At 71.7% G+C, this 14,598-nt stretch carries 8 protein-coding genes and 1 pseudogene; 1 reads left to right on the forward strand and 8 read right to left on the reverse strand.

Translation table 11 applies throughout. From position 1 onward, the window contains the following. Positions 1 to 30: 30 nt before the first annotated feature. The 6 genes and pseudogenes from QUE47_RS01755 to QUE47_RS01780 all read right to left on the reverse strand — a co-directional run bounded on the left by QUE47_RS01755 (position 31) and on the right by QUE47_RS01780 (position 12,579). Positions 31 to 1,320, reverse strand: a complete 1,290-nt coding sequence (locus tag QUE47_RS01755; protein WP_286218319.1) for an ROK family protein — start codon at positions 1,318 to 1,320, stop codon at positions 31 to 33. Positions 1,321 to 1,369: 49 nt separating this feature from the next. Further along, positions 1,370 to 2,647, reverse strand: coding sequence for a sugar ABC transporter permease (locus QUE47_RS01760; RefSeq protein ID WP_286218320.1), 1,278 nt, complete (start codon positions 2,645 to 2,647; stop codon positions 1,370 to 1,372). Beyond that, positions 2,644 to 3,474: an ATP-binding cassette domain-containing protein gene (locus tag QUE47_RS01765; RefSeq protein WP_286218321.1), complete on the reverse strand. Its 831-nt coding sequence runs from the start codon at positions 3,472 to 3,474 to the stop codon at positions 2,644 to 2,646. Before QUE47_RS01765 ends, QUE47_RS01760 begins: the two co-directional genes overlap by 4 nt. Positions 3,475 to 3,614: 140 nt before the next feature. Continuing rightward, complete coding sequence (locus tag QUE47_RS01770) at positions 3,615 to 4,748, reverse strand: sugar ABC transporter substrate-binding protein (RefSeq protein ID WP_286218322.1); 1,134 nt, start codon at positions 4,746 to 4,748, stop codon at positions 3,615 to 3,617. A 235-nt stretch (positions 4,749 to 4,983) separates the two neighbouring features. Beyond that, positions 4,984 to 10,963: pseudogene (pulA, locus tag QUE47_RS01775) on the reverse strand (pullulanase-type alpha-1,6-glucosidase). A gap of 197 nt (positions 10,964 to 11,160) precedes the next feature. After that, positions 11,161 to 12,579 (reverse strand): FAD-dependent oxidoreductase, encoded by a 1,419-nt coding sequence (locus QUE47_RS01780; protein WP_286218323.1) that lies wholly within the window; start codon positions 12,577 to 12,579, stop codon positions 11,161 to 11,163. 83 nt (positions 12,580 to 12,662) lie between these two features. Between QUE47_RS01780 and QUE47_RS01785 the strand changes: the two genes are divergently transcribed. Then, complete coding sequence (locus tag QUE47_RS01785) at positions 12,663 to 13,055, forward strand: ArsR/SmtB family transcription factor (protein ID WP_286218324.1); 393 nt, start codon at positions 12,663 to 12,665, stop codon at positions 13,053 to 13,055. Between the two features lie 142 nt (positions 13,056 to 13,197). Here QUE47_RS01785 and QUE47_RS01790 read toward each other — a convergent pair whose 3' ends face one another. Together QUE47_RS01790 and QUE47_RS01795 are read right to left on the reverse strand one after the other, a co-directional pair. Continuing rightward, on the reverse strand, positions 13,198 to 13,392 hold the full coding sequence (locus QUE47_RS01790; RefSeq protein WP_286218325.1) for an antitoxin VbhA family protein: 195 nt from the start codon (positions 13,390 to 13,392) through the stop codon (positions 13,198 to 13,200). 32 nt (positions 13,393 to 13,424) lie between these two features. Continuing rightward, positions 13,425 to 14,432, reverse strand: coding sequence for a malate dehydrogenase (locus QUE47_RS01795; protein WP_286218326.1), 1,008 nt, complete (start codon positions 14,430 to 14,432; stop codon positions 13,425 to 13,427). Positions 14,433 to 14,598: the final 166 nt, after the last annotated feature.

The raw sequence follows: 14,598 nt of genomic DNA on the forward strand, positions 1-14,598 counted from the left end.
GGTCCCGCGGTTCCGCCGGCGGGCCGGCGCTCAGGACGAGCGGGACTCCAGGACGACGCCCGACCCCTGCTCGTCGACCTCACCACGGAGCGCCGCGAGGGTCCCGGTCGGGTCGTCGAGGAGGTCCACGAACCCGACCTCGGCACCGCCCACGAGCTGGGCGTCCGGACCGAGCTCGGAGCGCACCAGCGTCGCCTGCTCCCGGATGGGCCCGAGGGCTCGCGCGAGGCTCGCGTGCAGGGTCTTCTCCATCGTCGGGTAGAGGGCGCCCAGGCTCCCGCCGAGCACCACCACCCCGGGGTTGAAGATGTTCACGAGGCTCGCGAGGCCGAGGCCGACCTGCGAGCCGATCTTATGGACCCCCGCGATCGCTCGCTTGCGGCCGATCGCGACGTCGCTGATCGCGTCGTCGATCTCGGACTCCTTGGGGTCCCGGCCCACCGCGCGCAGGATCGCGTCGTCTCCGACCTCGGCCTCCCAGCAGCCCTTCGCGCCGCACGCACAGGGCCTGCCGCCCGGCCGGACCAGGATGTGACCCACCTCCCCCGCGTAGCCGCCGACGCCCTTGAGCAGCTCGCCGTCGACCACGACACCGCCGCCGACGCCGCGCTCGCCGCGCACATAGAGCACGTCCTGGATGCCTCGGGCGGCCCCTCGCAGGTGCTCCGCGACCACACCGAAGTCGCCGTCGTTGCCCGCGGTGATCAGCATCGCTCCGGGGAACGGCGGCCCCTGGTCGGACTCCAGCTCCGCCTGGAGCAGCGCGACCAGCGGCACGTCGGCCCAGCCGAGCGCCGGTGCCCTGCGGACGAGACCGTCGGGCTGGCGCACGCTGCCGGCCACGGAGACCACGATCGCCAGCGGGACGGACCCCTCGGGCGCCCGCGCGTCCATCTCGCGGGCGAGCGTGGCGATCATCGCGACGACCTTGCCCACGTCCCGAGGGTGACCGGCGTGGAGCCGTCGGCGGACCTGGAGGATGTACCCGCCCAGGCCGACGCGAGCACCTGCCACCTCGGTCGCCGTGACGTCGAACGCCAGCACGTGCACGCTGGTGCTCACCGGCTCGACGACGTTCGACGGCCTGCCCTTGCCCCGGACGACCCCCGGTCGCTCCCGGACGAGACCGGCCCGCTCGAGCTCCGACGTCAGCGACCCGACGGTCGACCGGTTGAACCCGGTGGCGGCGACGATGTCGGAGCGGGTCGACGCGCCGTCGAAGTGCAGGAGCCGCAGCACGGCCGCGAGGTTCGCGCGCCGGACGTCGTCCCGCCCCGATGCCTCAGCACGCAGGACGGCAGCGCCCGAACCCAGCCTCACGTCCGTGCCCAGCCCTTCGTCCGACGACCAGCCCTGGCACGATCATGCCCTACCCTCGCCCGGTGGTCCTCGCCCGTCGCCGCGAGAGGGCGTCGACGGCGGCCGCCGCGATCAGGACGAGCCCGGTCACCACGAACTTGATGCCGGCCGAGTACCCGAGCAGGCCCATGCCGTTGTCGATCACGGCGATCACCGCGCCACCGATGAGGGCGTCGGTGATGCGCCCCTTGCCACCGAACAGCGAGGTCCCGCCGATCACCGCGGCACCCACGGCGTAGAGCAGCACGTTGGAGCCGCCGGCGTTCGGGTCCACCGACGTCGCCCGGGACGCCGCGAAGATCCCGGCGAACGCCGCCATCGACGAGCAGATGATGAAGCACGTGACGCGGATCCGGGCGACCGGGATGCCTGCGCGGCGCGTGGCCTCGGCGTTGCCACCGACGGCGTAGATGTGCCGCCCGAACGCGGTCCGCGTCAGCAGGAAGCCGAGGCCGAGGGCGAGCACGACGATGATCGGGACCACGATCGGCACCCCTCGCAGCGACGTGATCGCGGGGTTGACGCTGCGCTCCTGGTTCAGGACGAGGACACCGCCGAGCACCACCAGCGCCATCGCGACCACCTTGGTGATCACCATCGCGCGCGGCGCCGAGAGCAGGCCCTGGCGTCGGCGGCTCGACCAGGTACGGATCGTGGCGAACCCGTAGGCCGCGACCGCCAGCCCGCCGAGCGCCCAGCCGATCGCCGGCGGGATGTTCTTGTTCTGGATGGCGAGGATCACGGGGTTGGTCAGCGAGATGTTGCCGCCGGTGCCGATGATGAGGAGCACGACACCCTGGAACGCGAGGAACGCACCGAGGGTCGTCACGAACGACGGGATCCCGATCTTCGCGACCAGCAGCCCGATCACGAGCCCGATGACGACGCCGGTGAGGACCGCGGCGAGGACAGCGACGTACCAGGGCCACCCGATGCTGGTGAGCGTGACCGCGAGGATCGCCCCGCAGACGCCGGAGGCGAACCCGGCCGAGAGGTCGATCTCACCGATCAGGAGGACGAAGACGAGCCCCATCGCGATGGTCACGACCACCGCGCCCTGCTGGAACAGGTTGGCGATGTTCAGCGCGGACGGGAACGTCTCGGGCTTGAGGACGACGAAGACCCCGGCGAGGACGGTCAGCGCCAGGATCGCGGGCAGCGAGCCCATGTCGCCGCCACGCACCTTGCGCACGTAGTTCTGCAGGGCCTCGGTGAAGGTCGGCTGCTCGACCTCGCCCGAGAGGAGCGACGGGGCGTCGGAGCGGGTCGAGACGGTCGGCGTGCTCATGCGGTGGTGCTCCCGTTCGCGTTGTCGGTGGCTGGCTGCGCCGTCCCGGGCGCACCGACCGGGGCGACGGCCGAGCCGCTGGTGATGAGCTCGATGACCTCGGCGCGGGACGTGTCCGCCGTGCGGACCTGGGCCGCGGTCTGCCCGAGGTAGAGCACCGAGATCGAGTCGGCGACCTCGAAGACGTCGTTCATGTTGTGCGACACGAGCACGACCGCGAGGCCGGCGTCCGCCAGACGGCGCACGAGCTGCAGGACCTGTTCGGTCTGGGCGACGCCGAGCGCCGCGGTCGGCTCGTCGAGGATCACGAGCTTCGAGTTCCAGAGCACGGCGCGGGCGATGGCGACCGTCTGCCGCTGCCCACCCGAGAGGCTCGCGACGTGCTGACGGATCGAGCGCACGGTCCGGACGGAGAGCGAGGCGAGCACCTCGGCCGCCCGAGTCTCCATGGCCGCCTCGTCGAGCCGGAAGCCCTTGCGGAGCTCGCGACCGAGGAACATGTTGTGGACGATGTCCAGGTTGTCGCACAGCGCGAGGTCCTGGTAGACGACTTCGATGCCGATGTCGTTCGCGGCGCCCGGGTCGGAGATGTGCACCGTCTCGCCCTCGTAGCGGACCTCGCCCGCATCGAACGGGAAGATCCCGGCGATGCACTTGATGAGCGTCGACTTGCCGGCGCCGTTGTCGCCGACGAGCGCGGTGACCTCACCGGCCCGCGCGACGATGTCGACGCCGCGGAGCGCGTGGACCGCCCCGAAGTTCTTGCGGCCGCCACGGACCTCGAGCGTCGGTGGCGGGGCCAGGTCGGACTGAGCAGGGGTCGTCATGGTCACCTCGGGTCGGGACGGCGCGCCCGGGTCGGGCGCAGAGGGTCTGGAGGGCTCGGGCCGGGCTCGGGTAGGGCACGGCCGGGGCCTGCGAGCGGACCGGGGCTGCCGCGCACGGCAGCCCCGGTCCTGTGCAGGGATCAGGAGATCCCGGCCTCCTCGCACTTGTCGGCGAGCTCGGCCGTGCAGACGTTCTCCTTCGTCGTGTACCCGTCGGCGATGACGTCCTTGACGTTGTCGAAGGTGATGGCCTGCGGCACCAGGAGGACGGAGGCGACGTCCTCGCTCGTCTCGGTGTCGGTGACCGTGCCCGTCGCCTGGTCGGAGACGTCCTCACCCTGGGCGAGGCCCACGGCGAGCGCCGACGCGGCGTCGGCCTCCTGCTTCACGGCCTTGTAGACCGTCATGCACTGGTCGCCCGCGAGGATGTTCTGCAGGCCCTGGTCGGTCGCGTCCTGTCCGGTGACGGGCACCGAACCGTTCACGCCGTTCTTCTTGAGGATCGCGATGGCCGCGTTGCCGAGGCCGTCGTTCGCCGCGAGGACACCGTCGATCTTGCCGCCGTTGTCGGTGAACATCTGCTCGAAGATCGTGCCGGCCTGCTGGTTGTCCCAGTCCGGGACGGCCTGGTCGGCGACGCGGGTGTAGTCGCCCGCGTCCTCCTTCGCCTTGAGCGCCTCCTCGGCGCCCTGCTTGAAGAGGGTGGCGTTGTTGTCGGTCGGCGACCCGTTCAGGTACGCGATGTTCGCCGTGTCCTTGCCGGCGTCAGTGAGGCACTTCTCGAGCCCCTCGCCCTGCAGCGTCCCGACGGCGGTGTTGTCGAACGAGACGTAGTAGTCGGCGCCGCCGCCCAGGGTCAGGCGGTCGTAGTCGATCGTCGCGATGCCCTGGCTCTGGGCCTTGGACAGCACGGCCTTGCCCGACCCGGAGTCGAGGTTGACGATCATCAGCACGTTGACGCCGCTCGTGATCATCTGGTCGGCGATCGTCTGGAACTGGGTCTTGTCGCCCTGGGCGTTCTGGATGTCGTACTCGACCCCGGCCGCGTCGAAGGCCTCGGCGAGGTACTTGGCGTCCGCGGTCTCCCAGCGGGCCGACGACTTGGTGTCGGGGAGGATGACCCCGACCTTGCCGGTCGCTGCGTCGCCCGAGCCCGAGTCGTCCGTGCTCTCGGTGCCGCCCGAGTCGGCCCCGGCGTCGGTCCCTGAGTCGTCGGACGCACACCCTGCCAGCAGCAGCCCGGTCGCCAGAACGGCCGCGGTGGCCGTGAACATGCTTCGTCGCATCGTTCTCCCCTTCTCATGACGCGGCGCCGTCGCACGCGTCCTGGACGCCGAGCAGGTGCCCGCCCGGACTATGTTGCAGACGGAAACATAGACCCGGTGAGGCGCAGATCACAACGGGGAGGGGCGGCCGAGTCCGAACTGTGACCTTCGCCGGCCGACCGGGAGAGAAGGGCGCGGGCCCTCAGGACCGCCGTCCTGAGGGCCCGCGCGCCGTATCGTTCGCTCAACCAACAAACTGCGACGCGGACCGGGCGTCGCACCCGGGCAGCCACGGCAGCCAGGTGCAGACCCGCTGGTGCCAGCGCTGCCACGGACCGTGACCCGAGCCACCGGGCCCTGCCGCGCCGGACCCGGAGGACCGCTCGACGAGCACCGCGACCGAGCGGGCCGGGACCGTCACGGAACCTGTCGCGGCGTCCCAGGTGGTGGCGCGCACGACCTCGTCGGCACCGTCGGCCTGAACCGACGAGAGCTCGAGGTCGTGGCCGGCGAGGTCGGCGACGGTCGTCGTGATCGGCTCCGGCGAGGCGTTGAACACCGCCAGCACGCCGTCGAGGGCGGGGTCGGTGTCTGCGCCGACGGTGTCGTCGATCCGCATCACCAGGAGTCCGGGGACCGCGTCGGCGCCGGAGCCGGGGAACGTGACCTTCTGCTCGATCGCCGCGGCGTCACCGAGCCGGAAGAGGTCGGTCGAGTACCGCAGCCGCAGGAGGTCCTGCGCCCCGGCCGTGGCCGTCGCGATCTGGTCCGCCTCGGGTCGCAGCGAGTCGTCCGCGAGCAGCGGAGCCATGAGCGGCCACTTCTCCCCGTTGACCGACTCGATCGGCAGGCCCTTGCCGAACCCGTTCTCCTGCCCGCTCCAGTCGATCTCGTTGAACCAGTCCCCCGAGTTGTACGAGTCACGGTCCAGCGACTTCGACCGCAGGAGGTCCGTCCCCGCGTTCCAGAACGACGGGGTCTGCGACAGCGCGGTGGTCGCCAGCGAGAGCGTGTTCATCCGCACCCGGTCGTCCATGCTCGTCGCCTGCGGGAGCTTGAGCGCCAGCAGGTCGAAGAGGGTCTCGTTGTCGTGGGCGTCGACGTACGTCACGATCTCGTCGGGCTGCTCGGCGTAGCCCGCGGGCGAGCCCCGGTAGTCGATCTCGTCCCCGCGCTGCTCGGTGCCGGACGACGTCGCGAAGGTGTAGCCGGCGAGGTTGCCGGCGAGTCCCAGCCGGACGAGGTCGGTCTGGTGGGCGAGGTCCGCGAGCTCGTCCTCGGAGCCGTCGTTGACCGTCGAGTCGTCGCCGGCCTGCGCTGGCCTCCCGTTCGGGTCGGTCGCGAGCCCGGTGCCGAACCCTTGCGTGAAGGTCGACCCGCCGTCGACGGGAGACCCGCCGTGGACGGCGTCCCGCAACCGGTCGGAGAACGTACCGATCCCCGTGCCCCCGAGGTTGCCCTGCCGAGCCTGCTCGAACAGCGCGTCGTCGGCGACCTCGCCGAAGTTCCAGCCCTCGCCGTAGAGGTAGACGCTCGTGCCGTCGACCCCGTCGCGGCGCAGCGTGAGCTCGTCCAGGGCGTCGCGCACGGCCTGCATGTTCGCGGTCGAGTGGTGGCCCATGAGGTCGAACCGGAACCCGTCGACGTGGTAGTCCCTGGCCCAGGTCACGACCGAGTCGACCATCAGGCGACCGGTCATCGCGTGCTCCGTCGCGAGGTTCTGGCAGCAGGTGCTCGTCTCGACCGCCCCCGTGGCGTTCAGGCGGTGGTAGTAGCCGGGGACCACGCGGTCGAGGACGGACTTCTCGTCCTGACCGCTCGCTGCCGTGTGGTTGAAGACCTGGTCGAGCACGACCTGGTAGCCGGCTCCGTGGAGCGAACCGACCATGGTGCGGAACTCGGCGACCCGGTCTCCGCCGTCCGGCCGGGTGGCGTAGGAACCCTCGGGGGCCGAGAAGTGGAACGGGTCGTAGCCCCAGTTGTAGCCGTCCTCGTCCTGGACCGCGGCGACGGCGGCCTGCTGCTCGGGCGAGTCCGGGGCGTACGAGGCGAGGTCGCCCGCCGGGGTCTGCTGCGCGGAGCGGTCCTCCTCGATGGTCGCGAGGTCGAACGTCGGGAGCAGGTGCAGCGTGTTCATCCCGGCGTCGGCGAGGTCGCGCAGGTGGGACATGCCGTCCGAGCCCTTCTCGGCGAACGCGAGGTACGTGCCCCGACGGTCGGCAGGCACCGTCTCGTCACCGATGGAGAAGTCCCGCACGTGCAGCTCGTAGATGCTGCGGTCGACCGCACGCTCGATCACCGGCGCCGGGGTCTTGCGCCACACCTTCGGTGCCAGCGCGGCGTCGTCGAGGTCCACGGCGACCGACTCGCGGGAGTTGGTCGTCAGCGCCACGGAGTACGGGTCGGTGACGACGTTGGTCTCGACGGCTCCCGTGCTCGGGACGTACACCGTGACCTCGTAGAGGTAGCGGGCGCCCTTCCACGGGAACTTCTTGTCCACCGCCTTCCCGTCGACCGACCACGAACCGTCGGCGTTGCGGGTCGCCGCGAACCGTGACGGCTCGTCCGCGGTGTCCGCGCCCTGCGGCCACGCGAGGAGCGTCACGCTCTTCGCGGTCGGCGCCCACAGCCCGAACGAGGCCCACTTCCCGTTCTTGTGCCAGCTCACCCCGAGCTCGCGGTCCGCGGCGTCCTGCGCGTAGAGGTCGTCGAGCACGCCGGGCAGCTGGACGCCGGTGAACGCCGTCAGCTCGTCCCCCGCGCGCTGGGAGACCATCACCTGACCGGTCAGGACCTCCTCGATCGCCTGGCGGCCGAGGGGCTCGCCGTCGGCGTCGACGAGCCGGAGCGCCACCGACCCGGCGAGCGCCGGGAACCGGTCGGCCACGTCCTGCGGGATCCCGTCCGCGTCGACGACGAGGTCGATCGTGCCCCCGCCGTCGGGCACCACGACGTCCCCGTCAGTGACGGCGATCCCGCCCTCCGGCGCGTGGTGCAGCCCGAACGTGAGGTCCCCGGGCTCTGCGCCGCCGAGCAGGTCTCGCGGCCAGAGCACCAGGTCGGAGGCCACCCAGTGGGCCCGCTGCTGCCCCGTCCCCGCGAGCGGCGGGTCGGCCGACTCGATGGTCAGCACGTGCGTCGCGAGGTCGTAGGTGAACACCGTCTGCTTGCCCTCGGTCGCGCTGAACGAGTAGTTCGCGCCGTCCCGCACGCCGTCAACACCGTAGTTCTCCTCCCAGCCGAGCCCGTGCGCCACCTTGCCCTCGTAGGCGCCGGTCGGCAGCGCGGACGTCGTGAACGTGTAGGTCCCGTCGCCATCCTGGTCCTGCATCCAGCTCAGCATGCAGTCGGGCGCCCAGTCACCGGGGCAGCCCAGCTCCGACTGGAACGAACCGGGGAGCGTGACGATCGGCCCCTGAGCGGTGCTCGAGAACTGGTGGCTGACCGGGTCCCAGTAGAAGGTGACCGGCCCGCCGTCCGTCGTGTACGAGACGTTGTCCCCATCCTGTACGCCGCCGGATCCGTAGTTCACGTCCCAGGAGCCGTTGACCGCGACCTTGTACTCGTAGGTGCCCGCCGGGATGTCGAAGGTGCCGGCGTAGACGCCGTCGGACTCGCGACGCGTCAGGCTCGCGGCCTCGCACCCGGGCGTCCAGTCGCCCGCGCAGCCCATCTCGGACCCGTGCGACCCGGGCACGGTGACGAGCTCGATGTCACCCTCCGGCTCCGGCTCGCCCTCGACGCCGGTCACGTCGTTCCCGACGCTGGCGTAGGACGAGGCCGCGGCCCAGTCGCCGTCGGCGTCGACGGTCACCGCTCGATACTCGACGAGCGTCCCGTCGGCGAGCCCGGCGGTGTCGTGGAAGACGCGCGGCGACGTGTCCTCGGCGGTGCCGAGCGGGGTCCACGCGTCGTCGCCGACGACCCGCCACGCGAACGAGGTCTCGGACCAGGCGTCCGCGTCGACGGTCGCTGCGACGGGAGCGACTCCTCGACCCCCGCGCCGGCGGCGGGGACGTCGACCGCGATCTCGCCCGACGACTCCGCGGACACCTCGCGGTCGGCGACCAGGACGAGGCTGCTCGTCGCGGGGACGGTCAGCGTGATCTCCCCGAACCGTCCGCGGCGACCGGTCCGCCCTCACCGAGCAGCACGTCGTAGGTCGCGCCCGGGGTCAGCGTCGTGAACGTGACCGAATTTTCCTCGCCGGCGTTGTTCAGCGCCACGAGGTGCTCGACCTTCTCGTCCCGGTCGACGCGGCTGAACGCGTAGACACCGGCGCCCGCGTCGGCGTGCCGCTCGATCTGCGCGCCGGACGAGAGCGCCGGGCTCCCCGCGCGCAGCGCGGCGAGGTCGGCGATGTGCGAGTAGAGCGGGGCGTCGGTGTCGTAGCGGTCGACGGAGCCCAGCGTCTCCCCCGTGACGAGCTGCTGGTCCGCGTACTCGTCGACCTGTGTCGCGAAGAGGGACTGACGGGCGTTCTTGTCCTTGCCGTCGCCCGCCCCGGCGAAGCCCTGCTCGTCACCGTAGTAGACAACGGGCTGCCCGCGCGTGAGGTACATCAGGTCGTGTGCGAGCTCGTCCCGCTCCTGGGGCGCGTCCGTCGACGACAGGAAGTAGCCGATGCGCCCCATGTCGTGGTTGCCCAGGAAGGTGGGCAACGCCGACGCGGAGGTGTCCGGCGTGGTGTACATGTCGTCGCTCGCGAAGAGGCTCTGCAGGCCCTTCGCCGAGTTGCCCGCCGCGAAGCTGGTGGCGGACGACTGGAACGTGAAGTCGAGGACCGAGCTCATGTCCGTGCGTCGCACGTACGGGGAGAGCTTGGCGGCGTCGGCGTCGTAGACCTCGCCGAACATGAAGAAGTCGTCCTTGCCGAGCGCGTGCGCGTGCTCGAGGACCTCGGTGGTCCACTGCTCCCAGAACTCGAAGTTCACGTGCTTGACCGTGTCGATGCGGAACCCGTCGATACCGAGGTCCACCCAGTCCTCGTACACCTCGGCGAAGCCCGTGACGACGTCCGGGTGCTCCGTCATGATGTCGTCGAGCCCGTCGAAGTCGCCGTAGGTCACCGACTCCCCGGTCCAGGTCGAGTTGCCCCGGTTGTGGTAGAGCGTGGGGTCGTTGAGCCACCCGGGGACCTTGACGTCCGCGGACGACGCGGCGACCTTGGGCGTGTAGGGGAACGACGTCGCGGGATCGAGCTCGGGGAAGTCGCCCGTGCCGGCGTAGTCCGCAGGATCGAAGGCCGCGCCGCTCGCGTCGCGGTAGGGCGTCGTCGCCTGGTCGACGTACGAGTACTCGCCCTGCTCGTTGTCGATGACGTCGGCGGTGTGGTTCGTGATGATGTCGAAGTAGACCTTGATGCCCTTGGCGTGGGCCTCGTCGATCAGCGCCTCGAGCTCCTCGTTCGTGCCGAGGTGCGGGTCGATCTGGGTGAAGTCCGTGATCCAGTACCCGTGGTACCCCGCCGACGCGTCGGCTCCGCTCCCCTGGACCGGCTGGTTCTTGAAGGACGGCGTCAGCCAGATCGCGCTCGTACCCAGCCCTTCGATGTAGTCGAGACGATCGCGGATGCCCTGGATGTCCCCGCCCTCGTAGAACCCCTTGTCGGTCGGGTCGAAGCCGGACACGAGCCGGTCGTCGCCGAGACCCGCGGTGTCGTTGGAGGGGTCACCGTTCGCGAACCGGTCGGTCATGACGAAGTAGAACTGCTCGTCCGAGCCCGGCTGCCGGACGGGGGCGCTCACGATCGCGTCGTCGGCGTCCGTGTACCCACCCTCGAGGCCCAGCGGGACCACGGAGGTCAGCTTGGTCGCGTCGTCGAACGTGAACCGCAGGGTCGTCGGGCCCGCGAGCGTCAGCGGGATGTTGTCGGCGCCGCCGTCGAGCCCGTACGCCTCGTCCCAGGCGTCGTCGACCGCGACCTTGTACTCGTAGGTGCCCGCCGGCACCTCGAGGTCGGCCGCGTAGACGCCGTCCGTCCCGGTGGGGGCGAGCTCGCTCTCGACGCAGTCGGGAGCCCAGTCCGCGGGGCACCCGACCTCGGTCTGCAGGTCACCGACGAGGGCGAACGTGCGCTCTGCGGCGACGGCTGCTGTCGGCGTCACGACGCCGACACCGGTGAGCGCGGCGGTCAGGGTCCCCGAGGCGACCACGGTGGCGAGCGCTGCGGCACCGGCACGTCGGGCGCCTCGTCCGGAGGCGCTGGGGCGGGCGAGCGTCATGGAGACTCCTTCGTCGTCCTGGGCATCCCAGGTGCGACCGTGCGCCCGGGGTGTGATGCACGCAACCGTAGCCCTTGCTGCAATTTACGGCAAGAGCCTGAAACCGCGCGGCCACGATGCCGGACGCCGGCCGCACCCCGAGGGCGTGGCCGACATCGAGGAGTGCTCGCGGGGAGGTCAGCCGTCCCCGTCCAGGGTCAGGCGTTCGCGTCGTCACCCGAGCGCCCGTGGACGACACCCGAGGCGAATCCGACCCCGGCCGCTGCGCCCACGCCGAGCGGGACGAGCTGCGGCTCTGCCGGAGCGGTCCCGCAGCACGACCCCGTGGCGGACTCACCCTCCGCTTCCAGGGCGAGATCGCTGGAGCACACCCCCGTGGCGGGCAGGTCCAGCTCGACCGCATCGGCGGCCGCCCGGTCGCCGGCCAGCGCGGCGGCGACGGAACGCACCTGCTCGTACCCGGTGGCCAGCAGGAACGTGGGCGCGCGGCCGTAGGACTTCATGCCCACCAGGTAGAAGCCGTCGTCCGGGTGCGAGAGCACCTTCTCCCCGTGCGGCGGGACCGTGCCGCAGGAGTGCTGGTTCGGGTCGATGAGCGGCGCGAGCGCGCTCGGGGCCTCGACGACGGGGTCGAGGTCGAGGCGGATCTCGCGCACCACGTCCAGGTCGGGGCGGAAGCCGGTGGCGTTGACGATCGCGTGGACGTCCAGGGCGAGCGGCACGTCCTTGGTCGTGCCGAGCACCTGCACCGCGTCGCGTCCGGGGACCAGCTGCTCGATCGACACCCGGGTCAGCAGCCGCAGACGCCCGGCGTCGACGGCCTCGCGCAGCCGCGAGCCGAGCAGGCCGCGGGCAGGGAGCTCGTCGTCGGTGCCGCCGCCGAACAACCTGCGCGCGGAGCCGCCGCGGATCGCCCACGTGATCGTGGTGCCGGGCGTGGTCTCGGCCAGCTCGACCAGGCTCAGGAGGGTGTTCGCTGCCGAGTGGCCCATGCCCACGACCAAGGTGTGCCGAGCGGCGAAGCGCTCGCGCTGCGCGCCGAGGACGTCGGGGAGCGGCCCGGTGACGAACGGCGCCGCGTCGGCCTCCCCAGCAGCCGGCAGTCCGCTGACGCCGAGCGGGTTCGACGTCGAGAACGTCCCCGAGGCGTCGACCACCGCGCGGGCGAGGACGTCGGCCACCCGACCGTCGGCGTCGACCGTGCGTACCCGGTAGCCACGGCGCGCCCGCCCGAGCGACCGGGTCTTGTCCGCGCCGTCCCGGGCGACCGCCAGGACTCGGGTCCCGGTGCGCACGCGGGCGGCGATGTCAGGGGTCGCGGCGAGCGGAGCCAGGTAGCCGTCGACGAGCTCGCGACCTGTCGGCAGAGCGTCCAGGTCGGGCTCGACCCAGCCCGTGGGCTCCAGCAGCCTGCGGGCCGCGGCGTCGATGTCGTAGCGCCACGGCGAGAAGAGCCGCACGTGGCCCCACGACGAGATCGCAGCGCCGGCGCTCGCGCCCGCTTCCAGCACCAGCGGTTCCAGGCCGCGCTCCAGCAGGTGCGCCGCCGCGGCCAGCCCTACCGGGCCGCCGCCGATCACGATCACCGGCAGGTCGTCCCGAGCAACCTCGTCCATCACCACTCCTCACATCGAGAGCCATCGATACACCAATCGTGGACGACCTATCGACAGATGTCAATCTGTGCGACGATGGGGTCATGCCCGCGACCACGCCCGCACCACCGTCCCTCGCCGCGCCCGCGGACAGCGGCTGCTGCGCACCCTCCCTCAGCCGGGCTGTCGCGCCGGAGGTCGCCCGGGAGCTCGCACGGTCCTTCAAGGCGCTCGCCGACCCGGCCCGCGTCCAGCTCCTGGCCATCGTGGCCACCAGGCCCGGCGCCGAGGCGTGCGTGTGCGACCTCACCGAGCCCGTCGGCCTCTCGCAGCCGACCGTCAGCCACCACCTCAAGATCCTCACCGAGGCCGGTCTGCTCGAGCGCGAGCAGCGCGGCCGCTGGGCCTACTTCTCCCTCGCGCCGGGCGCACTCCCCGCCCTCGTCGGCTCGCTGTCGTCGGTGACGCAGGTCGACGGTCAGCCCGAGCCGGCTTGACGGCCGGACGGGTCGTTCGGAGGCCGCAGACCTGCCCTCGAGGTGGTGACGCCGGTCGGTCGCCCTTGCGCCGACGCCGGCTCGTCAGGTTCGACAGTCGCCTGACTGGCCGCACACGGTCGAGGTCCTGCTCACCGCTCCATCAGGAGTCTTCGCGGAGGCCGGACTGCACTTCGGCGAGGCGGATCATCTCGGCCTCGCCGATCTCTCCCCGGACGTACCGCTGCTGCAGGGCGGCGGTGTCGGGGTCGATCTCGTAGCCTTCGAGTGCCGCGCTGGCGTTGGCTTGCGCCGCCGCGTCAGCCCGGCGTCGGCGTTCGTCGTCGCTGATCGTCATGTGGAGCCCCCTGCTCTTGTGCGCTCAGATCGTCAGATCAGACCGAGACCCCGGACCGCGTCGCGCTCCTCGACGAGCTCGGCCACCGAGGCGTCGATGCGCTCGCGCGACAGCTCACCGATCTCGAGGTCGGGGACGACGTCCCAGGTGGCCCCGGGGCCACCCGCGGAGGTCACCGGGAAGGACGACATGATGCCCTCCGGTACCCCGTAGGAGCCGTCGGACCAGATCCCCGCGCTCGTCCAGTCCCCCTCGGGCGTACCCAGCACCCAGTCGTGGACGTGGTCGACGGCCGCGTTCGCGGCCGACGCGGCGGACGACGCCCCTCGCGCGTCGATGATCGCGGCCCCTCGCTTGGCGACCGTGGGCACGAAGTCGTCGAGGAGCCACGCACGGTCCTGCGCGAGCTCCGAGCCCGGCCTCCCGGCGACGTCGGCGTGGAACAGGTCGGGGTACTGGCTCGCGGAGTGGTTGCCCCAGATGGTCAGCCGCCGGACCTCGGCGACGGGCACGCCGGCACGGGCCGCGACCTGCGAGAGCGCGCGGTTGTGGTCGAGCCGGGTCATCGCGGTGAAGCGGTCCTTGGGCACGTCGGGCGCGTTCGAGGCCGCGATGAGCGCGTTGGTGTTCGCCGGGTTGCCCACCACCAGGACTTTGACGTCGTCGGCGGCGACGGCGTTGATCGCCTCGCCCTGCGGCTTGAAGATCCCGCCGTTCGCCTCGAGCAGGTCGGCGCGCTCCATACCCGGCCCGCGCGGCCGGGCCCCGACGAGGAGAGCGACGTTCGCGCCCTCGAACCCCGCGCGCGGGTCGTCGTGGATGTCGATGCCGGCGAGCAGCGGGAACGCGCAGTCGTCGAGCTCCATCGCCGTGCCCTCGGCAGCCTTGACCCCCTGCGGGATCTCCAGGAGCCGGAGCCGCACCGGGGTGTCGGGACCGAGCATCTGCCCCGAGGCGATACGGAAGAGGAGGGCGTAGCCGATCTGGCCGGCGGCGCCGGTCACGGTCACGTTCACGGGCTGCGTCGTCGCGGTCGTCATGGCCCAACTCTGGCACAGCCAGGAACGCTACGGCAGGTGAGCGGCCTGCGAGTCGTCACGAACGACCGGGCTCCGCACCGCGCCGGGGCGCGAGCGACGTCCGAGCGCCGTCCCAGCGCCGTCCGAGCAGGCTTCGAGGGTGCTCCGTGCGGGCTACGTGCGGGCT

This window comes from Paraoerskovia sediminicola, from assembly GCF_030296575.1.
Taxonomy (GTDB): domain Bacteria; phylum Actinomycetota; class Actinomycetes; order Actinomycetales; family Cellulomonadaceae; genus Paraoerskovia; species Paraoerskovia sediminicola.